The sequence below is a fragment of the Mesorhizobium sp. B2-5-7 genome (genome assembly GCF_006440875.1).
Classification (GTDB): Bacteria; Pseudomonadota; Alphaproteobacteria; order Rhizobiales; family Rhizobiaceae; genus Mesorhizobium; species Mesorhizobium australicum.
On sequence record NZ_VFUO01000004.1, the window covers coordinates 446,983 to 469,732 of the forward strand.

22 protein-coding genes are annotated in these 22,750 nt (G+C 64.0%); 11 read left to right on the forward strand and 11 right to left on the reverse strand.

Annotation, left to right across the window (positions count from 1 at the left end; all coding sequences use genetic code 11):
* Window positions 1-15: 15 nt before the first annotated feature.
* The 3 genes from hisG to hisS form a co-directional block, all read right to left on the reverse strand.
* Window positions 16-714 (reverse strand): ATP phosphoribosyltransferase, encoded by a 699-nt coding sequence (hisG, locus tag FJ543_RS20055; protein ID WP_015316510.1) that lies wholly within the window; start codon window positions 712-714, stop codon window positions 16-18.
* The gene (locus FJ543_RS20060) at window positions 711-1,829 is read right to left on the reverse strand and encodes an ATP phosphoribosyltransferase regulatory subunit (RefSeq protein ID WP_140876660.1); all 1,119 of its coding nucleotides are present in this window, start codon (window positions 1,827-1,829) and stop codon (window positions 711-713) included. Before FJ543_RS20060 ends, hisG begins: the two co-directional genes overlap by 4 nt.
* 178 nt (window positions 1,830-2,007) lie before the next feature.
* A complete protein-coding gene (hisS, locus tag FJ543_RS20070; RefSeq protein ID WP_140876662.1) occupies window positions 2,008-3,684 on the reverse strand; it encodes a histidine--tRNA ligase in 1,677 nt (558 codons plus the stop codon).
* 249 nt (window positions 3,685-3,933) lie between these two features.
* Between hisS and FJ543_RS20075 the strand changes: the two genes are divergently transcribed.
* Entirely contained in the window at window positions 3,934-4,185 is a 252-nt protein-coding gene (locus FJ543_RS20075; protein WP_140876665.1) for a hypothetical protein, read from the forward strand.
* Between the two features lie 11 nt (window positions 4,186-4,196).
* Here FJ543_RS20075 and FJ543_RS20080 read toward each other — a convergent pair whose 3' ends face one another.
* Complete coding sequence (locus FJ543_RS20080) at window positions 4,197-4,835, reverse strand: DNA-3-methyladenine glycosylase I (RefSeq protein WP_015316506.1); 639 nt, start codon at window positions 4,833-4,835, stop codon at window positions 4,197-4,199.
* A 212-nt stretch (window positions 4,836-5,047) separates the two neighbouring features.
* On the opposite strand from FJ543_RS20080, the gene FJ543_RS20085 reads away from it, so the two are divergent.
* Together FJ543_RS20085 and FJ543_RS20090 are read left to right on the forward strand one after the other, a co-directional pair.
* Window positions 5,048-5,794 (forward strand): L,D-transpeptidase, encoded by a 747-nt coding sequence (locus FJ543_RS20085; RefSeq protein WP_140876667.1) that lies wholly within the window; start codon window positions 5,048-5,050, stop codon window positions 5,792-5,794.
* Window positions 5,795-6,083: 289 nt separating this feature from the next.
* Window positions 6,084-7,004: a bifunctional 5,10-methylenetetrahydrofolate dehydrogenase/5,10-methenyltetrahydrofolate cyclohydrolase gene (locus tag FJ543_RS20090; RefSeq protein WP_140715542.1), complete on the forward strand. Its 921-nt coding sequence runs from the start codon at window positions 6,084-6,086 to the stop codon at window positions 7,002-7,004.
* 8 nt (window positions 7,005-7,012) lie between these two features.
* Here FJ543_RS20090 and glcF read toward each other — a convergent pair whose 3' ends face one another.
* The 4 genes from glcF to FJ543_RS20115 form a co-directional block, all read right to left on the reverse strand.
* Window positions 7,013-8,338, reverse strand: a complete 1,326-nt coding sequence (gene glcF / locus FJ543_RS20095; protein ID WP_140876669.1) for a glycolate oxidase subunit GlcF — start codon at window positions 8,336-8,338, stop codon at window positions 7,013-7,015.
* Window positions 8,339-8,348: 10 nt separating this feature from the next.
* Entirely contained in the window at window positions 8,349-9,554 is a 1,206-nt protein-coding gene (locus tag FJ543_RS20100; RefSeq protein WP_140660868.1) for an FAD-binding protein, read from the reverse strand.
* 238 nt (window positions 9,555-9,792) lie between these two features.
* Window positions 9,793-11,289 (reverse strand): FAD-linked oxidase C-terminal domain-containing protein, encoded by a 1,497-nt coding sequence (locus tag FJ543_RS20110; protein ID WP_140876671.1) that lies wholly within the window; start codon window positions 11,287-11,289, stop codon window positions 9,793-9,795.
* Between the two features lie 155 nt (window positions 11,290-11,444).
* Complete coding sequence (locus FJ543_RS20115; RefSeq protein ID WP_015316500.1) at window positions 11,445-12,767, reverse strand: DUF3422 family protein; 1,323 nt, start codon at window positions 12,765-12,767, stop codon at window positions 11,445-11,447.
* A gap of 207 nt (window positions 12,768-12,974) precedes the next feature.
* Here FJ543_RS20115 and FJ543_RS20120 point away from each other — a divergent pair, with 207 nt between their 5' ends.
* Genes FJ543_RS20120 through FJ543_RS20130 form a run of 3 tightly spaced genes read left to right on the forward strand, consistent with a single transcriptional unit; the run spans window position 12,975 to window position 15,748 of the window.
* Entirely contained in the window at window positions 12,975-13,778 is an 804-nt protein-coding gene (locus tag FJ543_RS20120) for an FCD domain-containing protein (protein ID WP_015316499.1), read from the forward strand.
* Window positions 13,779-13,803: 25 nt separating this feature from the next.
* Window positions 13,804-14,940, forward strand: a complete 1,137-nt coding sequence (locus tag FJ543_RS20125; RefSeq protein WP_015316498.1) for an alpha-hydroxy acid oxidase — start codon at window positions 13,804-13,806, stop codon at window positions 14,938-14,940.
* Between the two features lie 34 nt (window positions 14,941-14,974).
* A complete protein-coding gene (locus FJ543_RS20130; RefSeq protein ID WP_140876673.1) occupies window positions 14,975-15,748 on the forward strand; it encodes a metallophosphoesterase in 774 nt (257 codons plus the stop codon).
* A 66-nt stretch (window positions 15,749-15,814) separates the two neighbouring features.
* Here FJ543_RS20130 and FJ543_RS32210 read toward each other — a convergent pair whose 3' ends face one another.
* Both FJ543_RS32210 and FJ543_RS20140 read right to left on the reverse strand, forming a co-directional pair.
* On the reverse strand, window positions 15,815-15,946 hold the full coding sequence (locus tag FJ543_RS32210) for a hypothetical protein (protein ID WP_013893872.1): 132 nt from the start codon (window positions 15,944-15,946) through the stop codon (window positions 15,815-15,817).
* A gap of 289 nt (window positions 15,947-16,235) precedes the next feature.
* On the reverse strand, window positions 16,236-16,934 hold the full coding sequence (locus tag FJ543_RS20140; RefSeq protein WP_140876843.1) for a type 1 glutamine amidotransferase: 699 nt from the start codon (window positions 16,932-16,934) through the stop codon (window positions 16,236-16,238).
* An 87-nt stretch (window positions 16,935-17,021) separates the two neighbouring features.
* Between FJ543_RS20140 and FJ543_RS20145 the strand changes: the two genes are divergently transcribed.
* The 4 genes from FJ543_RS20145 (at window position 17,022) to FJ543_RS20160 (ending at window position 21,073) form a co-directional block, all read left to right on the forward strand.
* Window positions 17,022-17,669, forward strand: a complete 648-nt coding sequence (locus tag FJ543_RS20145) for a hypothetical protein (RefSeq protein ID WP_015316495.1) — start codon at window positions 17,022-17,024, stop codon at window positions 17,667-17,669.
* Window positions 17,670-17,700: 31 nt separating this feature from the next.
* On the forward strand, window positions 17,701-18,435 hold the full coding sequence (locus tag FJ543_RS20150; RefSeq protein ID WP_015316494.1) for a 16S rRNA (uracil(1498)-N(3))-methyltransferase: 735 nt from the start codon (window positions 17,701-17,703) through the stop codon (window positions 18,433-18,435).
* Window positions 18,436-18,579: 144 nt separating this feature from the next.
* Window positions 18,580-19,953, forward strand: coding sequence for a glutamate--cysteine ligase (locus FJ543_RS20155; RefSeq protein WP_140725629.1), 1,374 nt, complete (start codon window positions 18,580-18,582; stop codon window positions 19,951-19,953).
* Window positions 19,954-20,041: 88 nt separating this feature from the next.
* Window positions 20,042-21,073 carry a DUF937 domain-containing protein gene (locus FJ543_RS20160; protein ID WP_140876675.1) on the forward strand — a complete coding sequence of 344 codons (1,032 nt, stop codon included), beginning with the start codon at window positions 20,042-20,044 and terminating at the stop codon, window positions 21,071-21,073.
* A 160-nt stretch (window positions 21,074-21,233) separates the two neighbouring features.
* On the opposite strand, the gene FJ543_RS20165 is transcribed toward FJ543_RS20160, so the two are convergent.
* A complete protein-coding gene (locus FJ543_RS20165) occupies window positions 21,234-21,524 on the reverse strand; it encodes a DUF1127 domain-containing protein (RefSeq protein ID WP_023771371.1) in 291 nt (96 codons plus the stop codon).
* A 235-nt stretch (window positions 21,525-21,759) separates the two neighbouring features.
* Here FJ543_RS20165 and FJ543_RS20170 point away from each other — a divergent pair, with 235 nt between their 5' ends.
* A complete protein-coding gene (locus FJ543_RS20170; protein ID WP_140614583.1) occupies window positions 21,760-22,716 on the forward strand; it encodes a LysR substrate-binding domain-containing protein in 957 nt (318 codons plus the stop codon).
* Window positions 22,717-22,750: the final 34 nt, after the last annotated feature.

Consider the following 22,750-nt stretch of genomic DNA (forward strand, 5'->3'; position numbering starts at 1 on the left):
CTTCCCTGGAGGTCGCTATGCGACCGCTGCCGCCATTTTCGCGACGATGTCGCGCAAAACGGCGTCGTCGGCCGCTGCACGTGTCTTCCTCGACGCGACCAGACAGGCCTGCGACTTCAGCACGACGCCGTCGGCCAGCACCTTGAGATGGTTGGCGCGCAGCGTCGAGCCCGTGCTGGTGATGTCGACGATGACGTCGGCGAGGCCGGCCGCCGGCGCGCCCTCGGTGGCGCCGAGGCTCTCGACGATGCGATAGACCTGAATGCCGTGCTTTTGGGAGAAGAACTGCTGCGTCAGCCGCCAGTATTTGGTGGCAATCCGCAGCCTGCGGCCATGGCGCTGGCGGAAATCGGCGGCGACATCGTCGAGATCGGCCATGGTGTCGACATCGAGCCAGATCTCGGGCACCGCGACCACCACATCGGCATGGCCGAAGCCGAGGCGGGCGACGATCTCGGCCCGCGCTTCCCAGTCAGCGAGATTTTCCCGCACCAGGTCCTCGCCGGTGATGCCGAGATCGACCGCGCCTTGGCCTATTTCGCCCGATATTTCGGAAGCCGACAGGAAGAGCACTTCGACATTGTCCAGGCCCTCGACGCGGGCATGATACTTACGCTCGTCGCCGGGCAGGCTGACGGCGAGGCCGGCCTTGGCCAACACCTCCAGCGCCTGCTCCTTGAGCCTACCCTTAGAGGGAACGGCGAGCGTGATCATGATGCCGCCCCCCGCAGCGCCTCGATGCGGTCGAGCCACACCGAAAAGCCGACGCCGGGGATCGCGGTCTTGGCACCGAGCAGCGTCAGCAACCGGTCGTAGCGCCCGCCACCGGCCAGGGCGCGCTCGCCGTTGGCGGCCGCGATTTCGAAGACGACACCGGTGTAGTAGTCGAGCGGACGGCCGAAAGCGGCGTCGTAGCGGATTTTTTCGGAGGGCAAGCCATGCGCCTCGATCGCCTTGGCGCGGGCCGAGAATTTTTCCAGCGCCGCACCCAGCGAAAGTCCGGCGCCGGCCGCGAAGGTTTCCAATGCCTGGGCCGCGCCATCGAGCGGCACGTCGATCGCCAGAAAATCTTTCAGCGCCGCGAAAGCCTCGTTCGACAGCCGCACGCTGCGCAACTCGGCTTTCTCGATCAGCCGCCGCGCGATATCCGACGGCGCGCGCCCGGCCGATGCCGACAAGCCGGCTTCCTCCATGCCGCCGGCAATATGCTGGGAAAGACGGTCCAGATCGCCATCGAGGACAAGCGCCGCGACCGGCCCGGAGAGCTGGCTGTTGCGCGGCGGGTTGGCGAGATCGGCGAGTGCTGTCTCCAGCATAGGCGCCGAGCCGAAGGCGCGGGCCAGCCGCATGCGCCAGCCGCGCGGCAAGCCGAGCGCCGCCAGCACCGCCTCGAAAATCGCCTGGTCGCCAAGCGTGACCGCCAGCGGCTGGCCGGGCAGCACCAGCGACAGCAGCGCATGCGCGTCGGCGACCGAGCGGGCATCGGCTTCGGCCGTGTCGCGGTCGCCGAGATCCTCGATGCCGGCCTGGAAGAACTCATTGCCGCCCTCGCGGCGCTGGCGAAACACTTCGCCCAGATAGGAATAGCGGCGCGGCGTGCCGGCCTGGCTGGCTATGTGGTCGAGGCAGACGGGAATGGTGAATTCGGGCCGCAGGCAGAGCGTCTGCCCGGTTTCGCTTTCGGTCAGGAAAATGCGGCGGCGCAGATCCTCGCCGGCCATGTCGAGGAAGGGATCGGCCGGCTGCAGCACCGCGACTTCCACCGCATGCGTGTTGCGCGCGGCGAAGAGGGTGATGATGTCGGTGGCGATGGCGGGGCGGGAGGTCATAGACAGGTTGGGCGCGAGGCACCCCCCTCTGGCCTGCCGGCCATCTCCCCCGCAAGGGGGGAGATCGGCAGCTTCGGGCTCGGCACGTTTTTCCCAACATCGGAGATTGGCGAAAACCTACGCGACATCCCATCTCCCCCCTTTCGGGGGAGATGGCCGGCAGGCCAGAGGGGGGTGCTCAAGCGCCACCCTTGGCGCGATCAGCGGCCTGCGCCGCCAAAATCTTCTTCACTTCGGCGACCAGTTCGCTTTCCGCTACTGTCACCTGGGCCGGACGCGCGGCGCGCCATTCCGCATTGTCGGTGATCTCCGCCGACATGCGCGCGCCTTCGATCAGGTCCTTGATCTGCAATTCGCCCTTGGCCCGCTCGTCGCCGCCCTGGATGACGGCGATGGGACAACCGCGCCGGTCGGCATATTTGAGCTGCGCCTTCATGCCGGCGCCGCCGAGATACATTTCGGAGCGAATGCCGGCGGCGCGCAATTCCGAGACCATCTTCTGATAGCGGCCGAGGCTTTCAGTGTCCTTGTCCATGACCAGCACGACGACCGGCGCGATCACTTCCGATACGTCCAGCTTGCCGAGGTTCTTCAGCGCCGTCATCAGTCGCGAGACGCCGATGGAAAAACCGGTCGCCGGCACCGGCTCGCCGCGAAAGCGCGAGACCAGCCCATCATAGCGGCCACCGCCGCCGACCGAGCCGAAGCGCACAATCTGGCCATCTTCATTGGGGATTTCGGCCAGGAGTTCGGCCTCGAAGACGGGGCCGGTGTAGTATTCGAGGCCACGCACGACGGAGGGGTCGATTAGGACACGATCCGCACCATACCCGGCAGCATGGGCCATCGCAGCTATGTCACATAACTCTCGGTATCCGTCGTACGATGGCATGTTCGCAGAGAAGTCACCTCCAACCTTAAAGAAAACCGCCCTGATATATCCAAGGGCGCTCGCGTTCTCGGCTCCAAAGAGATCGATAATCTCCTGAGCCTTGGCAGTGTGTTTCTTCGCCTGAAGCTGCTCCCTTGTGATTTCCTCAAATCGTGGGCTATTAGGTTCGTCGCCTTCTATCGCAATTGTTATTGTTTCGGCATTGCGCCGAAACAGCAAAATTGGTTCCAGAACAGAGATCAAGTGCTCAGTAAGGCCGGCACCTTTGGTGAAGTCGCCTTCGCCTTCCTTGCCGCCATCCCAGCGCCCCGGACCAAGCAGAAGCCTCACGCCTTCCGGCCCCAGCTTGTCCAGCTTGTCGATTGCCCGCAGCACGGTCAGCCTTCGTCCGGCATTCTCCTCGCCGCCAAGGCCGATCGCCTCGAGCACACCGTCCAGCACCTTGCGGCTGTTGACGCGGATGACGTAGTCGCCGCGCTTGATACCGAGCGCTTCCATGACGTCGGCCATCATCATCGCCATCTCGGCGTCGGCCGCGACGCCCGGCGTGCCGATCGTGTCGGCATCGAACTGCATGAACTGGCGGAAGCGCCCGGGCCCGGGCTTTTCGTTGCGGAACACCCAGCCGGAACGGTAGCTGCGGTAGGGTTTTGGCAGGCGTTCGAAATTCTCGGCAACGAAGCGCGCGGTCGGCGCGGTCAGGTCGTAGCGCAGCGACAGCCACTGGTCGTCGTCGTCCTGGAAAGAGAACACGCCTTCGTTCGGCCGGTCCTGGTCGGGCAGGAATTTGCCCAACGCATCGGTATATTCGATCAGCGGCTGGTCGGCCGGTTCGAAGCCATAGAGCTCATAAACCGAGCGGATCGTCGCCATCATCTTCTCGACGGCGCGGATATCCTCGGCGCCGCGGTCGGCAAACCCGCGCGGCAGCCGCGCTTTCGTCTTTTCCGATTTGTCGGCCATAATCTGGGCACCCGATGTTCATGACTTCGTGACGCGGCAAATCTAGCGCGTTCACAGCGCGCGTTTCCTAACCGATGAAGCCGGGAGCGGCAAGGGTTGGCGCCCCGGAGCGCACCCGACAAGATCAGGAAGAATCGAAACCCCCTGAAACAAAAACACACCAGAAATGAAACAATGCCGCCACGGGCGCGGCATCGTGCCGACACAATCGCGGCCGATATAGCGCACCGAAACGAAGGGGTTCGGGACATGACCAGCGCAACGGAATTTGAGGCCAACAGCGAGGCCGGCGAAGTGCCGACGCGCCTGCGCCCGGCGGGCACCCATGCACCGCAAATGGTTGGCCGGGCTGCCGGGCCGTTCAATGTGCCGGCAGGCACCAGCAAGGATCCTTCCCTGCGCGACGCGTTGGTGACCGGTCTGCTGGTGATCTATCCGACGGTCGCCACGGTGGCCGCAATCGTCGCCGGGCTGTTCCTGGCCAGCGCCAACGGCACCTGAGCTGCCCCCGGCTATTTCGGCCGCTGGAAAGCCTTCCGCTGCTGCTCGACCTCCTTACGGCACACGCAGCCTTCGAGATGGTCGTTGACCAGGCCCATGGCTTGCATGAAGGCGTACACGGTGGTCGGGCCGACGAAAGTCCAGCCGCGCTTTTTCAGGTCCTTCGAAATCCGAACGGAAACCGCGGTGGTCGGGTTGGCGCGCAGATGGGCGAGGTCGACGATCTTCGGCCGCTCCTCCTTGCCGGGTTCGAACTTCCAGAACCAGGCGGCCAGCGAGCCGAACTCATCCACCATCTCGCGGGCGCGTTTGGCGTTGTTGATGGTCGAGACGATCTTGCCGCGATGGCGGATGATGCCGGCGTTGCCGAGCAGGCGCTCGACATCCCTTTCGTTGAAGGCGGCGACCTTGTCGAAGTCGAAGCCAGCGAAGGCTTCGCGAAAATTCTCCCGCTTGCGCAAAATGGTCAGCCAGGACAGGCCCGACTGAAACCCTTCCAAGCAGATCTTCTCGAACAGCCTGCGGTCGTCGGCCACCGGCCGGCCCCATTCATGGTCATGGTAATGCAGATAATCGGGCAGATTGCCGTGCCAGAAGCAGCGCACGACACCGTCAGGACCGGCAAGCAGGCCGGTGTTTTCATTGCTCATCCCAAGAAATCCATCCGTTAACGCGCTTGCGCGCTGTCTTTACCGTGGCTTTACCAGATTCCTGAACCGGGCGGTAACCACACCAAAGAGTTTACCGGCAGAACCGCATTTTACGCATTCCGATTCATGTTTCGGTTGCTGCTCGCCGCCAATGATCGCGCAAGCCGGGAGCGTTCTTGCCCGGCGTATTAGACGATCAAGGTGCGTTCCCGATGAAAAGAGTTCTGTTTCCCTTGCTCGGCGCCGTGGCTGTGTTTGCCGCCGGCGTCACACCCTCAATCGCCAACGACCGTTATGCCGACAGGCCGCCGGTGATGGTGAGCCCCGACCTTTCCGCGCCCTGGGTGCTGCAGCTCGGCCATGCGCCCGGAATCGTGCGGCAGAACCGACAGGCCGTGCAGCAGCAGCCGCGCCAGCGCACCGCGCAGCCGGCACAGCCCGACCGCGTGCAAACGGCCGCCGTGCAGGCGCCGGCCAAACGCATGGTCATGCGCCGGCAGATCAACCCCGTCTACCTGCCGCAGGAAGTTGCCTATGACGGCGGCCAGAAGCCGGGCACCATCGTCATCGATACCACGCAGAATTTCCTCTATCTGGTCGAGAAGAACGGCAAGGCGCGGCGCTACGGCGTCGGCACCGGCAAACCCGGCTTCGAATGGTCGGGCACCCACAAGATCACCAACAAGCGCGTCTGGCCGGACTGGCGTCCACCGGCCGAGATGATCAAGCGCGAAGCGGCCAAGGGCCGATACCTGCCGACCTATCTGGCCGGCGGCATGGAAAACCCGCTCGGCGCGCGCGCTCTCTATCTCGGCACGACCGAGTACCGCATCCATGGCACCAACCAGCCCTGGACGATCGGCGGCGCGGTATCATCGGGCTGCATCCGGATGCGCAACGAGGACGTGGTCGACCTTTATGAGCGGGTCAATGTCGGAACCACCGTCGAGGTGATATAGTGGCAGCGAATCAGCCGGTTAAGCAGTGCTGAGCAGGTTTTGGCGCGCTGTTGCCCTTAAGTCATAGCGTACTTTTGGAAGACGTGCTTAGACTGGCAACGAGTTAACGGGGGACGGGCCGTGTGGGGATACGGCCAGTCACGAGAGGGCAGCACGGGTAACCGGGCTGCCCTTTTCGTTTCACGGTGCGACAGGTCGCCCCGGAGGCACGGTGTTTCGTTTTCAGGGCTGATTTCCGGGCCATGCTCTGCTATTGCAGTGCACAATTTCCCCACCAAAGGTTCGAACCATGTCCCTGTCCGACGACAGCCGCTATCTCAGGGGCGGCCCGGTTGCCCAGCGCATCATCGCCGCCGTGCGCGAGGACGCGACCATTGCCAAGGCCGAGGGCTTTCCGCCCAAGCTGATCTCGATCACCGTCGGCGATACCGACGCCGTCGACGTCTATGTGCGCAACCAGCGTGCCAAGGCTCAACTCGCCGGCATCGATTTCGAGGAACGGCGCTTTCCCGCGACGATCACCTCAGGTGAACTCGAAGCAGCCATCCATGGGCTGAATGCCGATCCGCGTGTCACCGGCATCATCATCCAGCGGCCGGTGCCGGCGCATATCCCGATCAAAATGCTGCAGGCGGCTGTGCATCCGCTAAAGGACGTCGAGGGCATGCATCCGGCCTCGATCGGCAACATCGTCTACAACCAGCTCGATCTCGCGCCTTGCACGGCGGCCGCCTCGGTCGAACTGCTTAAGGAAACCGGCCTCGACCTCAAGGGGCTGGAAGTGGTGATCGTCGGCCATTCGGAAATCGTCGGCAAGCCAATCGCCTTCCTGCTGATGAGCGAAGGCGCGACGGTGACGGTCTGCCATCATATGACACGGTCGGTCGCCGCCCATGCGCGGCGCGCCGATGCGCTGTTCGTCGCCGTTGGCAAGCCACGGCTGATCAAGGCCGACATGGTCAAGCCGGGTGCCGCCGTCATCGACATCGGCATCAATTCGGAGGTCGGACCGGACGGCACGAGCCGCATCGTCGGCGACGTCGACACCGACAGCGTCAAGGAAGTGGCCTCGTGGATCACGCCGGTGCCGGGAGGCGTCGGTCCGCTGACGGTGGCGATCCTGCTGCGCAATACCATGGTCGCGCTCAGCCGCCAGCGCGCGCTCTACGAGGCGACCTACGGCACGGCCGACAGGCTTGCGGCGGAATAGCGCCCGGCCTACTCCGCCGCGACCGGGCTCCCATCCAAAATGCCATCCGGCCTCGGCCCGCCATAGGCCCAGTCGAGCAGTTTGATCGTGTGCACCACCGGCATGCTGGCGGCGGATGCGATCTGCGTGATGCAACCGATATTGCCGGTGGCGACGATCGAGGCGCCCGTCGCCTCGATGTTTTTCACCTTACGATCGCGCAGCCTGGCCGAAATCTCGGGCTGCAGGATGTTGTAGGTGCCGGCCGAGCCGCAGCAGAGATGGCCCTCGCGCGGCTCGCGCACAATGAAACCGGCCTTGGCGAGCAGCTCCTTCGGCTGCCGGGTGATCTTCTGGCCGTGCTGCATCGAGCAGGCCGAGTGATACGCAACGACAGTGCCGGGCTTGCGCACCGGTTCAGGGAGCTTGAGACTTGCCAGATATTCGGTGATGTCCTTGGCCAGCGCCGACACGCGCGCGGCCTTGTCGGCATAGGCCGGATCGAGCCGCAGCATGAAGCCGTAGTCCTTGATCGTCGTGCCGCAGCCCGATGCGGTGATGACAATGGCGTCGAGCCCGCCCTGCTCGATGGAGCGTGTCCAGGCATCGACATTTTGCCTGGCCGAGGCAAGGGCGGCTTCTTCCCGCCCCATGTGATGAACCAGGGCGCCGCAGCAGCCCTCGCCCGGTGGCACCACGACCTCGACACCGAGCCGCGTCAGCAGCGAGATGGTGGTGTCGTTGATGGCGGGGTCAAGCACCGATTGCGCGCAGCCGCGCAGGATGGCGACGCGGCCCTTTTTCGTCCCCTGCCCGGCATGGACACCCGGCAAGGCCATCGGCGAGGCCGCCGGGATCGATGCAGGCGCGAGCTTGAGCATCGCGGCGAGCGGCTTCAGTGCAGGAATCTTCTCGAACAGGCCAATGAAAGGCTTGCCCAGCCCCGCAAGCTTGAGAGCGGCGCGGAAGCGCTGGGGATAAGGCAGCACGAAAGCCAGCATAGCGCGAGTCAGTCGGTCGAGCAGCGGCCGCTTGTAGGTTTCCTCGATATGGGCACGAGCATGGTCGACCAGATGCATGTAATTGACGCCCGACGGACAGGTGGTCATGCAGGCCAGGCAGGACAGGCAGCGGTCGATATGAGTGACGATTTCCTTATCGGCGGGACGGCCGTTTTCCAGCATGTCCTTGATCAGGTAGATGCGCCCGCGCGGCGAATCGAGCTCGTTGCCAAGCGTTACATAAGTTGGGCAGGTGGCGGTGCAGAAACCGCAATGCACGCATTTGCGCAGGATCTTTTCGGACTCGGCGACATCAGGGTCGGCAAGCTGGGCGGGCGAAAAATTGGTCTGCATCTCTGATGTCCTAGGCCATGCGGCCGGGATTGAGGATGTTCTTCGGGTCGAATTCCTGTTTCAGGCGCTGGCTGAGCGCCGCCAATGCCGGCGCCTGCGGCTCGAACACTGGCAGCGCGACACGATGGGCGGGAGCGGCGCGCACCAACGTCGCGTGGCCGCCGCCATGTTTCCGCAACAGCCCTCGAAGCAGGGTGGCTTCGGGATCGCCCTCCTCCATGCGCAGCCACACCAGCCCGCCCTGCCAGTCGTAGAAGGCACTGACGGCGGCTTGCATGCGTAGGGTCAGAACCATCTGGTGCCCCTGTGCGGGCGTCATCGAGACCCGCCAGACCGGCTTCTCGCTGCCGTCAACGAAGGGCCTGATATCGCGCACGTCGCGCCAGATTGCCTTGGAGGTCTCACCGGAAATCTCTTCCAGCGGCCCGGCCTTGCCGAGCAGGGTCTTCAGCGCGGTGATGCGATAGGCAACCGACGGGCCAAAGCCCTCGACGCGCAGCAGCGTGGCGGCTTCACTGCCGAGCATCCCGCCGGCAACGCGGGCGGCGATGCGCTCCGGCAGATGGGCAGCACTCGATACTTCCGCGCTGGAACCAAGGGCCAAGGCCATGGCGGCGCAGGCTGCATCATCGAGCAGGCCACGGACAGCGAGCGTGACTTCGGTCTCGGCCGCGGGCAGCACCTTGAAGGTGACGTCGGTAAAGACGGCCAGCGTGCCCCAGCTGTTGGCCATCAGCTTCGACATATCGTAGCCGGTGACGTTCTTGACCACGCGGCCGCCCGACTTGAAAGCTTCCCCCCGGCCGGAGACGACGTTGATGCCCAGGATATGATCGCGCGCGGCGCCCGCCTTCAGCCGGCGCGGACCGGACAGGTTGGCGCCGAGCACGCCGCCGATGGTGCCTTTGCCCGGCTCGCCGCCGAGCAGCGGGCCGTAGTCCATCGGCTCGAAGGCAAGCTGCTGGCCGTTTTCAGCCAGCAGCCTTTCGATCTCGGCCAGCGGCGTGCCTGACTTGGCCGACAGCACCAGTTCTGCGCGTTCATAGAGGGTCACGCCCGAGAGTTTCGACAGGTCGAGCGTATGCTCGGTCTGCAACGGACGGCCGATGCCGCGCTTGGAGCCGTGGCCGAGAATTTCGAGCGATGCTTCTTCTGCCGTCGCCCAGGCAACAGTGGAGAGGACTTCGGCTGAGGTGGTGGGGGTGAAGATGGTCATGCACGCGTGCCCTTCCTCTGCCCCGCAAAGCGGGCGAGAAGTGATAGGTCGCGTTTCTTCACACCCCCCTCTGTCCTGCCGGACATCTCCCCCGCAAGGGGGGAGATCAGATGCCGCATCGGATTTCGCCAACATCCAATGTCTGTTGAACGGCGAGACGCCGGAACTGCTAATCTCCCCCCTTGCGGGGGAGATGTCCGGCAGGACAGAGGGGGGTGTTCAAGCGCCAACATGTCCCTCAAAACCTCGGAATGTCGGGAAACGCCACCTGCCCGCGATGCACATGCATGCGCCCCAGTTCGGCGCAGCGGCGCAGTTGCGGGAACACCTTTCCGGGATTGAGCAGATGGTTGGGATCGAAGGCGCACTTGACGCGCATTTGCTGGTCGAGGTCGACCTGGTTGAACATTTCCGGCATCAGGTCGCGCTTCTCGACCCCGACGCCATGTTCGCCGGTGAGCACGCCACCAACCTTGACGCAAAGCCTCAGAATGTCAGCGCCAAAGCTTTCGGCCTTGTCGAGTTCACCAGGCACGTTGGCGTCATAAAGGATCAGGGGATGCAGATTGCCGTCGCCGGCGTGAAAGACATTGGCGACTCCGAGGCCGTATTTTTCCGACAGCTCGCGCATGCCGGCCAGCACGCGCGGCAACTCCTTGCGTGGGATCGTGCCGTCCATGCAGTAGTAATCGGGCGAGATGCGGCCAACGGCGGGGAATGCCGCCTTGCGGCCGGCCCAAAAACTCAGCCGCTCCTGCTCGGACTGCGAGATGCGGCAGGTGGTCGAGCCGTTGCGGATGGCGATCGCCTCGACCGCGGTGATGAGATGATCGACCTCGACGCCCGGCCCATCGAGCTCGACGATCAGCAGTGCCTCGACATCCAGGGGATATCCGGCATGGACGAAATCTTCCGCCGCGTGGATCGCCGGACGGTCCATCATCTCCATGCCACCGGGAATGATGCCGGCGCCGATAATGTCGGCGACGCATTGGCCGCCCTGCTCGCTGGTCGGGAAGCCGATCAGCAGCGCCCGCGCCGTCTCCGGTTTCTTCAGGATGCGCACGGTGACCTCGGTGACGACGCCGAGCAGACCTTCCGAACCGGTCATGACGCCGAGCAGGTCATAGCCTTCCGCGTCGAGGTGGCCGCCGCCGAGCCGCACCACCTCGCCATTCATCAGCACCATCTCGATGCCAAGCACATTGTTGGCGGTGAGGCCATATTTCAGGCAGTGCACGCCGCCGGAATTCTCCGCCACGTTGCCGCCGATCGAGCAGGCGATCTGGGAGGATGGATCGGGGGCGTAGTAAAAGCCCTCCTGCTCGACGGCTGTCGTGATGCCGAGATTGGTGACGCCGGGCTGGGCGACGACGATGCGGTTGGGAAAATCGATCTCGAGTATCCGGTTGAACCGGCTCATGACCAGCAGCACCGCGTCTTCCAGCGGCAGCGCACCGCCCGACAGCGAGGTGCCGGATCCCCGCGGCACGACGCGAATGTTGCGGTCGTTGCAGTATTTCAGCAGACGGGAAACCTGCGCCACCGTCTCCGGCAGGACCACGACCAGCGGCACTTGCCGGTAGGCAGTCAGGCCATCACTCTCGAAGACCCGCATTTCATTGGCCGCGTCGACCACGCCCTCGCCCGGCACGATGATGCGCATGTCGGCGACGATTTCGCTGCGCCGGCGCAGCGTCTCGGCGTCTGGCTTGGGCATGGCAAGGCCAGACATCGGCGCTTCCTCCACTCAACTGGTAAAAATGATTTACCAGCTAGCGACATTTGTTGCAAATCTTGCTTTGATGGCATCCGGGGCGGATGCAGGCAAGGCTTCCGCAGCGGCAATCTGCCGCTGCACATCCATCGCGCTTCGAAGCTTGGCGCGGTCTATTCGGCCGGATGCTTCGCCGGCTCGGAATGCATCTGTCGCACCCTGCGCACGCCCCACCAGACCAGCAGGATGGCGATCGGCACCGATGCGGCGGTAACGACCTCCGGCGCGAAGGCGTGGCCAAAGACCGACGCGCCCTTGGCGACATAGCCTATGAGGCCCACCACATAGTAGGAGACGGCGGCGACCGAGAGCCCTTCGACGGTCTGCTGCAGGCGCAGTTGCAGCCGGGCGCGGTTGTTCATCGAGGCGAGCAGGTCGCGGTTCTGCTTCTCGACCTCGACATCGACCCAGGTGCGCAACAGCGTGGTGGCACGGGTCAGCTTTCGCGACAGGTTGGCCTGGCGCTCCTCGACCGAGCGGCAGGTGCGCATGGCTGGCGCCATGCGCCGCAGCAGAAAGCCCGACCAGGTGTCGTAGCCCAGCACTGGCTCCTCATCCAGTGCCTCGAGCCTTTCAGTGACGATGCCGTCATAAGCGCGACTGGCGCCGAAGCGGTAAAGGCTGGAAGCGGCATCAGCCTCCAGTTCGGCGGCAAGCTCCGTCAGGTCGGCGAGCAGCGTCTGGCTGTCGCGGGTCTCGGCAACTTTCATTTCCAGGGTCGTCTGTGCCAAGCGATCCTCGATGCGGCGGGCGCGGCTGGACAAGGTGAGCGCCAGCGGCAAGCCGAGCATGGCAAGCGTGCGGTAGGTCTCGATGTCGATCAGCCGCTGCGACAGCGCGCCGGTGCTGGCCGGGGTCAGACCACGATCAAGCACCAGCATGCGGGTCATGCCATCGCCATCCTGGCGGAAGTCGGTGACAATAGCCGCGCTGCCGCGCTCGACGAGCGAGTGACAGAGGCTGGTCGGGTCGAAGCCGGCGATCAGCCTCTCGTTCGCCTGCGTCCACTTGCGGATCTCGAGCCGGATGCCCGAGATGACGGTTCCCGGCGGCGAAAAGCCATTGCCGAACGGCGAATCCTCTTGCCCCCAGCCATTCTCCGCCAGCGGTCCTTCCCAGAGATAGGTCGAGAACTCCGTATGCCGCTCCCAGCGCAGCGTGCCCTTGCCCCATTTCATGGCGTGGTGGCGGGCATGACGCTCGGGGGCGGCGATGCCGAGGCGGCGCGACAGTTCCGAAAGCACGGCATGGTCGACCGCGGAGCCTCCTTCGGTCATGAAGGAGAGCTGGACGAGGACGCGCGGCTTCTCGACGAGCGGATGCGGACGGGCATGAACCTCGCCGAGCGCGCCGGGCCGGCCTTCATGCGCCGGAAAGCCCATGACGCTGCCTTGGCTGCGCGACTGGAATTCAAGATTGGACGTCTCGTCCGACACGTCTGGTCCCCCTGGTTTCGACCCTTCGTGCAATGGTGCCGTCTTGCGGCAATCGACAAGGGACGTAAACAGCAAAGTTTAGCGCGAGGCGACGTGCCGGCGCGATGCGAAAATCGACCGAACCAGGCGAATTGGATAAATAATTTGACCAGTTGGCGACAGACGCTTTAATCTGCGCGACATTCATTCCGTCCCCAGGCGCTTCCTTTGAGCGATATTTTCTCCAGGATCGAGCATTCGCGCACCGCCGACGAAGTCGTGCAGCAGATCGAAAGCCTCATCCTCGAAGGCGTCCTGCGCACCGGCGACCGGCTGCCCGGCGAGCGCGAACTGGCGCGCCAGTTCGATGTGTCGCGGCCCATCCTGCGCGATGCGCTGAAGGCGCTCGAAGGACGTGGGTTGCTGACGACCAAGGCCGGCGGCGGCACGCATGTCGCCGACATTATCGGCCAGTTGTTTACCAAGCCGGTGGCGGACCTGATCTCGACGCATCGCAAGGCGGTGACGGACTATCTGGAGTATCGCCGCGAGGTCGAGGGCATAGCCGCCGAATACGCGGCACGGCGTGCCACACCCGAAGACCTCGCCCTGCTCGACCGCATCATGGCGCGCATGGATGAGGCGCATCGCACCGGCGACTTCGACGACGAGGCGGAAATCGACGTTGAATTCCACCACGCGATCTGCGAATGCGCGCACAACATCCTGCTCTTGCACACGCTGCGCTCCTGCTACCGCCTCTTATCGGAAGGCGTGTTCCAGAACCGGCTGCTGGTGTTCACCGTGCCGGGCGCGCGAGAGGCGCTGCTGGCGCAGCACCGGGCGATCCACACCGCGGTCAGGGCTGGCGATCCGGCCGCCGCCCGCCAGGCGGCGATGGACCACATGACCTATGTCGAGCGCTCGATGGCGGAAGCCGAGCGCAGCGGCGACTGGCAACGCGTGTCGCGGCTGAGGCTAAGGCAGCGCTCGGAAACCGGCGGCAGCGAACCAGCGCGCAGCCGCTCCTAGTTAATTCGATCAAGCGGGGACCATCATGAGCGACATTCTCACCATTGCAGACCTCAAGGATCTCGCGCGCCGGCGCGTGCCCAAGATGTTCTTCGACTATGCCGACTCCGGCGCCTGGACCGAGAGCACCTACCGGGCAAACGAGGAAGACTTCCAGAAGATCAAGTTCCGCCAGCGCGTGCTGGTCGACATGAGCAACCGCTCGCTGGAATCGACCATGATCGGCCAGAAAGTGTCGATGCCGGTGGCGCTTGCGCCGACAGGCCTGACCGGCATGCAGCACGCCGACGGCGAGATGCTGGCAGCGCAGGCGGCTGAGGAATTCGGCGTGCCGTTCACGCTTTCGACGATGAGCATCTGCTCGATCGAGGATGTCGCGTCGGTGACGAAGAAACCGTTCTGGTTCCAGCTCTATGTACTGCGCGACAAGGATTTCGTCCTCAATTTGATCGACCGGGCGAAGGCGGCGAAGTGCTCGGCGCTGGTGCTGACGCTCGACCTGCAGGTCCTCGGCCAGCGCCACAAGGACGTCCGCAATGGGCTTTCGGCGCCGCCCAAGATGACGCTCGCCAACATCGCCAACATCGCTGTGCGGCCTGGCTGGTGGATGGGCATGGCTGGCACGAAGCGCCGTACCTTCCGTAACATCGTCGGCCATGCCAAGGGCGTCGGCGATGTGGCTTCGTTGTCGTCATGGACGACCGAACAGTTCGATCCGCACCTGTCGTGGAAGGACGTCGCCTGGATCAAGGAGCGCTGGGGCGGCAAACTGATCCTCAAGGGCATCCTCGACAAGGAGGACGCGCTGATGGCAGCCAACACCGGCGCCGATGCCATCATCGTTTCCAATCATGGCGGCCGCCAACTCGACGGCGCATCGTCCTCCATCATGGCGCTGGAAGAGATCGCGGATGCGGTCGGCGACAGAATAGAAGTGCATATGGACGGCGGCATCCGCTCCGGCCAGGATGTGTTGAAAGCGCTCTGCCTGGGCGCCAAGGGCACCTATATCGGCCGGCCATTTCTTTACGGCCTGGGCGCGCTCGGCAAGGAAGGGGTTACCAAGGCATTGGAAATCATCCGCAAGGAGATGGACATCACGCTGGCGCTGTGCGGAAAACGTCTGGTCACCGACATGGGCAAGGACCAACTCCGGCGCTAAGGCCGTGACATCTGACCACGGAGATACCAGAACCTTGGTGGAACCCGGCATCCATTTCCTCGACGCACGCGGGCCGGACGGCGTGCGTCTCTACGCGATCGGCGACGTGCATGGCCGGCTCGACCTGCTGGCCGCCATGCACGGACAGATCGAGGCCGAGATCGCCAGGGACCTGGTCGCGGACTGGCGCATCATCCATCTTGGCGACTATGTCGATCGAGGGCCCGACTCCAAGGGCGTCATCGACTTCCTGATCGAAGCGCGCGAACGCGATCAGCGAAACATGATGCTGGCCGGCAACCACGACCTCGGCTTTCTCGACTTTCTCGAGACACCCGACCCCGAAGGGCTCTTCCTCCGTTTTGGCGGCATCCAGACCGCGCAATCCTATGGGGTGACGATCAACAACGGCAGCGGCATTTGGTTCGGCAAGGCCGAGTCAGCCATGCGCAAGGGCCACCAAGCCTTGCTCGCAGCCGTGCCGCAAAGCCATATCGACTTCCTGCGGTCGCTGCCGTTCTCGGTGACGTCAGGCGACTTCTTCTTCTGCCATGCCGGCATAAGGCCAGGCATTGCGCTGGAGAAACAGAATATCCAGGACCTGATCTGGATCCGTGACGTCTTCCACGATCACACCGGTCTCCTCCCGAAGATCGTGGTGCATGGCCACACGCCGGTCCCCGAGGCGGAAGTGATGGCCAACCGCGTCAATGTCGACACGCTTGCCTGGCAGTCAGGCAAGCTTACCGCGCTCGTCGTGGACGGCGCGGACAAACGCATCCTGGAAATGTCGATAAAGGAACCTTGAGGCCCCGGCGCCCAAGGACGCGAGGATACTGGCGCGAGGGATACTCGCGCGAGCGATGCCTGGGCTTTAGCGCAGGGAGGCGGTGACGCCGTAGCCGTCGACCGCATTGTGGTTGTTGGCGGCATCGGCGGCATAGATGCCAAGGCCGCAAAGCACGATGGCGGACAGCATGGCAAAGGACAGAAGAGCTGCTTTCACGGACGTCATCTCTTGTTGAGCTTTCTGCATCTGTGCACGAGGCGGTTACCAATGCGTTGAAACGGAAAAATCGCTTCAAAGTTTCGACGATTTCGCGCTTCTAGGCGTGTTCTGTATCGATGGTGTGTCGCACGGGTCACACAAAAGGTTCATCCCGGTTGCACAGCCGATATAGCGCGCGCCTTCTAGGATAGCGGGCGGACACAAGCCAAGGATGAAAGGGTTTTCCCCAGACGGATTCCGGCCCACGTGCCAATTATGTCACGCGGTAGGACGCGGAAGCGAATGCTTAGATCGTCGCCACCCAGGCGCGGGCGATGGCGAGGCCGGCAGCATCGGCATCAGGGCCGTTGCGGGCCATTTCGTCCTCGAGCTCGCCGGCCCAGTCGGGATGGCGCGCGGCAATGGTCGGCGCGAAGGAGGAACTCCAGTCCTTCACCAGCGGCCGGTCGGCCTCGAAATGGAACTGGAAGCCGTAGACGGCGCGGCCGACCCGAAACGCCTGGTTTTCGGCGACATCGTTGCCGGCGAGCCGCACGGCGTCGTCCGGCAGCTCGAATGTATCGTCATGCCACTGGAAGATCGGGAATGTTTCCGGCAGTGCAGACAGCACTGGGTCGGCCTTGGCATCCGGGGTCAACGACACGCCGCGCCAGCCGAATTCATTGGCGCCGCCAATGCGGTTTTCGCCGCCAAAGGCGCGGGCGACGAGTTGACCCCCGAGACAGATGCCGAGCACTGCGCGGTCCTTGCCGGCAAAATCGCGGGTCAGTTCCAGCAGCGCCGGGAAATAGGGATAGTCTTCGTCGTCCAGTGCATTCTGGCCACCGCCGAGCACCACCATGGCATCATGGCGGGTTGCGTCCCGTGGCAGCGCATCACCCTTGTAGGGAAGGCGCACATCGAGATCGGCACCCGCTTCCGCGAGCGCCGCGCCAACCTGGCCAAGGCCGGTATTGTCGAAGTTCTGGACCACCAGCACCCGCATGGCAAACCCTGCTGACATGAAAACGAGGAAACCAGCGATATCATGCCGCCAGTATCGCAGCCAAGATGCGTATCCCAGGAGAAAACCATGCCACTGCAGAACCGGGTCGATCCGTTCGGCGCCATTCATGCCGTGCCGGAGCGCGGCCTGTTCACCGGCAATCGCGGCATCATCCACGACCCCGCGACAAAGACGCTCCTGAAAAAGCGCTGGGCGCTTCAGGCCTGGATCATCTGCGTGTGCCAATTCCGCAATGTGCGGCGCGAGCCGATGGGCCGCAACCGGGCCGATGGCAAGGCCGGCTGGACCGAACTGTTCTTCCTCGACGAGGTGACGGCGCTCGCCGCCGGGCATCGTCCCTGCTTCTTTTGCCAGCGCGAACGAGCCAGGGATTTTGTCAGGCGCTTCGGCCAAGCCTTCGTCATTGCCGAGCCGCGCGCGCCGCAGGTGGACAAACGGCTGCACAAGGAGCGGTTGGCGTCGGGTGGCAAACGGCCTGCCGTCGCGATGGACGCGCTTGCCCGCCTGCCCGACGGCGCGATGATCGCAACCGGCGGCAGCACCTACGCCTTGTGCCACGGCAAGGCGTTGCCATGGTCTTTTGCCGGATACGGCCCGCCTACCAGCCTGGGTCGGTTCGAGGACGAGACGCTGGTGCTGCTGACCCCGGAAACGACGGTTGCCATCCTGCGTCACGGCTTTCAGCCTGTGTGGCATCCCTCCGCCAAGGCTTGACGCCGGCGGCCGCCTCGCCCATTCCTCGGCCATGCGCGCCAACTACAAGATGCAACGTCTGTTCGTGCCCGACGACCTCGGACTGGACATCGAGGTCGAACCCGGCCAGCAGCAGAGCCATTATCTCCTGCATGTGCTGCGGCTCGCCGAAGGCGCCGAGATCCTTGTCTTCAATGGCCGCGACGGCGAGTGGTCGGCCGCGATATCAGCGAAATCGAAGCGCTCGGTGCGGCTGAAAGTGCTGGCGCTGCAAAGGCCGCAGCCGCCTTTGCCTGACCTGGTCTATTGCTTCGCACCGCTGAAGCAGGGCCGGCTGGATTATCTCGTGCAGAAGGCGGTCGAGATGGGCGCCGGCGTCCTGCAGCCGGTCATCACCCAGCACACGCAGGTGGCCAAGCCGTCGCTCGATCGCCTGCGCGCCAATGTCGTCGAGGCTGCCGAACAATGCGGCATCCTGGCGGTGCCAGAAGTGCGCGACGCGGAAAAATTCGAGCGCCTGCTGACCGGCTGGGACAAGGAACGCCGGTTGATCTTCTGCGACGAGGACGCCTCGACCAACAACCCACTGCCAGCATTGCAGACGGTGAAGGAGAAGAAGCTCGCCCTGCTGGTCGGGCCCGAGGGCGGCTTTTCCGACGAGGAGCGCAAGATGCTGCGCGCGCTTCCCTTCGTGACCGCCATTCCGCTCGGGCCGCGTATCCTGCGTGCCGACACGGCGGCCGTGGCAGCGCTTGCGGTGATGCAGGCAACAATCGGCGACTGGTAGTGCTCTGTCTCTTGCAAGAGGTGTTTGCTGGGCGTGGCCTTCAATTCCTCTTGACCTGTGGCTCAGGATTTTTCGCTTGATCGGCTACTGACATTTCGTCCATTTAGCGCCGGCGGTGGTCCAACCGCCTTTGAGGGCTTGAGAATGGCGCGCGACACAACCGATTTCCGGCCCATCGAAGGCATAGACGAGCTTGTCGAGCACCTGGCCGAAGGCAACAAGCCGCGCGAAAAATGGCGCATCGGCACCGAGCACGAGAAATTCCCGTTCTATGTCGATGGCAACGCACCGGTGCCCTATGGTGGTGAGCGCGGCATCCGCGCCATCCTTGAAGGCATGCAGAACAAGCTTGGCTGGGATCCGATCATGGATGACGGCCGCATCATCGGCTTGGTCGAACCGACGGGCCAGGGGGCAATTTCGCTCGAGCCCGGCGGCCAGTTCGAGCTTTCCGGCGCGCCGCTGGAGACGATCCACCAGACCTGCCGCGAGGGCAACGCCCATCTGGCGCAGGTGCGCGAGATCGCCGAGCCGATGGGCATCCGCTTCCTCGGCCTCGGCGGCAGCCCGAAATGGTCGTTGGCCGAGACACCGAAAATGCCGAAGTCGCGCTATGAGATCATGACGCGCTACATGCCCAAGGTCGGCACCAAGGGCCTCGACATGATGTACCGCACCTGCACGATCCAGGTGAACCTCGACTTCGAGAGCGAGGCCGACATGCGCCGCAAGATGCAGGTGTCGCTGAAGCTGCAGCCGCTGTCGACCGCACTGTTCGCCAACTCGCCCTTCACCGACAGCCGGCCGAACGGGCTGCAGAGCTGGCGCGGCGACATCTGGCGCGACACCGACAACCAGCGCTCGGGCCTGCTCGAATTCTGCTTCTCGCCCGATTTCGGTTTCGCCGACTATGTCGAATGGGCACTCGACGTGCCGATGTATTTCGTCATTCGCGATGGCCGTTATCACGACATGACGCATATCACCTTCCGCCAGTTCATGGCCGGGGCCGCGCGCAATGAAGTGCCGGACGGGCTGCCGACGATGGGCGACTGGGCGAACCATCTGTCGACGCTGTTCCCGGACGTGCGGCTCAAGCGTTTCCTTGAAATGCGCGGCGCCGATGGCGGTCCCTGGCGGCGCATCTGCGCGCTGCCGGCCTTCTGGGTCGGGCTGCTCTACGACGAGGTGGCACTCGACGCGGCCGAGGCGTTGACGTCGAGCTGGACCTACAAGGAAGTCCTGGCCATGCGCAACGCCGTGCCGGAGCTCGGCATTGCCGCGCCCTTCCGCAACACGACGTTGCGCGAGGTCGCCCGCGACGTCATGGCCATTTCGCGCACGGGGTTGAGGAACCGCGGCAAGAAGAACCGTGACGGCTACGACGAAACCTCGTTCCTCAACACGCTCGACGAGGTCGTGGCGCGCGGCACCACCAGTGCGGAGGAGATGCTGTCGGCCTACCACACGCGCTGGGGCGGCTCGATCGAGCCGGTGTTCATGGAGTATGCCTATTAACCGCGAGCCATGGCGGGTGGCAAAAGTAACTTCAATCGGGCGCTGAAACGAATTAGGCTCTCTTTCGAGGATCCCGGAGGAGAAGCCGATGCCTACCTTGTTCGACATGCTGGCGCAGGCCCAGAACGGCAACGGCATGCAGGCGCTTGCCCAGCAATACGGGCTTTCGCTGCAGCAGACGCAGGCGGCGGTCGCCGCACTGCTGCCAGCCTTTTCACAAGGGTTGCAACGCAACACCGCCGATCCCTATGGGCTCGGCGCCTTCATGACGGCGATGGCAAGCGGCCAGCACGCCAAATATTTCGAGGACGCCACGTGCGCCTTCTCGCCGCAAGGCGTCGACGAGGGCAACGGCATTCTGGGACATCTGTTCGGTTCGAAAGACCTGTCGCGCGCCGTGGCCAGCCAGGCCGCGCAGGCGAGCGGCGTCAGCCAGCAGATCTTGCAGCAGATGCTGCCTGCTATCGCCTCGATGGTAATGGGCGGACTGTTCAAGCAGACGACAAACCAGATGCAGGCAGCGGCTGGTCTTGGCGGCGGCGGCAACAATCCACTGGGCGAGATCATCGAGCAGATGATGCGGCAAGGCGGCATGCAGGCGCCAGCGCCGCAACAGCGCCAGGCGCCACCGCCTCAGAACCCCATGGACAACCCGCTCGGCAAGGTCTTGCAGGACATGTTCGGCGGCGGCTCACCGCAGCCGCAAAGCCAGCCGCAGCCGGCGCCCAATCCCTATGGCGACAATCCGCTCGGCAAGGTGCTGCAGGACATGTTCGGTGGCGGCGCGCCGCAGCAACCACAAAGCCGGCCCCAGCCCCAGCAGACACAGAGCCCCTACGGCGACAACCCGCTGGGGAAAATCTTCGAGGAGATGCTGCGGCAAGGTGGAGGCGGCGGCCTCGGGATGCCCGGCGGGCAGCCGGCGCCGCAACCTCAAGCGCCGCAACCGCAGCAGCGCCAAGCACCACAGCCCCAAGCCAATCCGAGCGGACGGCCACGGAACCCGTTCGACGACATTTTCGGCAAGATGTTCCAGACCGGAGCCCAGCAGCGCGACGAATACCAGAAGGGCGTGGAAACGATCTTCGACCAGTTCAAGCGGGACATGGACCGGCGGTAGTCGCCCGGCCTTCGGTAAACCTTAAAGGAAAAGCCCGGTCCTTGGGAGGACCGGGCAGCGTGCAGGCAGGCCGGCGGGGAACCGGCAGGGAGTGGGGAGCCTGCAGAACCTTGGTCGCGCTGAACCGTGAAAGGGTTCAACGCAACCGAAGCTGAACCAATCAGGCCACCTTGCGAGCGATTTCCTCGATCGTTTCCACGCGATCGCTGGCGATCTCACGCAGGATTGCCGTCGGGTCACGGCCAAACGGCACGTCGATTGCGACATGCAGGTCGGCGCGCGTGAGGCCGATATCGGCGAGTTCTGCGTCCGACATCTCGCCAAGGCGGTAGAAGGCCCGGCGGTTTTTCCAGGCGCGGTAGGCGTTGGAGACAATGTTGGCCACGCGCGTCGCAACAGCCGGACGCGAGGTGATGCGCGAGGTCTCGGTGGCGAAATCGATCGTGGTCATATCGGTCTCCTTCAGACTCGAACGGACGAAACCCGACGATCGGCGCTGGCGACAGCGGCCGTTCCGGTCTCAAATACAATTTTAGAAATGCATGTCGTCGTCCCAAAACCGGTGTCCACTTTTAGGCGACATGCATGGGCTTTCATTTGGACAATGCCAATTTGCCATCGACCGATTGATTAATCCAACGAATGTTTCTAATCTTTAATATCAACAGCAGTGATGGATTGGACCGATGAAAGCGCCGCTCGATCTCGATCAATTGCAGACCTTCATCTCGATTGCCGATACCGGCAGCTTCACCCGCGCTGCGGAAGAAGTGCACCGCACCCAGTCGGCGGTGTCGATGCAGATGCGCCGGCTGGAGGAGCGGATCGGCAAGCCGCTGTTCGAGAAGGAGGGGCGCTCGAACAGGCTGACGGAGGAAGGCGACAAACTGCTCTCCTACGCAAGGCGATTGCTCTATCTCAACCGCGAAACGCTCGCAGCCTTCGATGACCAGAGGCTCGAAGGCACGATCCGCATCGGCACGCCTGACGATTATGCGGACCGTTTCCTGCCCGAGATCATGGCACGGTTCACGCGCTCCAATCCGCGCGTCGAACTGACCGTCATCTGCGAACCGACCCCGGGGCTGGTCGAGCACATCAAGCGCGGCAATCTCGACCTGGCGCTGGTGACGCACAATGATGTGCGCGGCCAGTCGGAGGTGGTGCGGCGTGAACCGCTGCTCTGGGTCTCCTCGGCCAACCATGCGACGCATGAACAGGAGACGCTGCCGATGGCCTTCGGCCGGCCGAACTGCATCTGGAGGCGCGCCGCGGTCGACGTGTTGGACCAGCAGAACCGCGACTACCGGATCCTGTTCACCAGTTTCTCGGCGACCGTGATCACCGCCGCCGTGCTGTCGGGGCTGGCGATCTCGGTGCTGCCGGAATGCGCGCTCAGGCCCGGCATGCGGGTGCTGGGCGAGGCCGACGGCTTCGGCGCCCTGCCCGACTGCCGCATCGGCATCATGCGCGGCCAGACCTCGCGGCCGGAGATCGTCGATGCGCTTGCCCGCCACATCTCGGAAAGCCTGGACAACATCTCCGTGCCGCTCGGCGAGGAGACGGGGACGTTCGATTTCGCGGCCCTCGCCTTTGCCAAGATGAAGCGAAGCAAGCCGAACCAGATCCTGCCGGGCTGGTAAAAAGCGGGTCATGACTATCGGGCCTGACACGGCC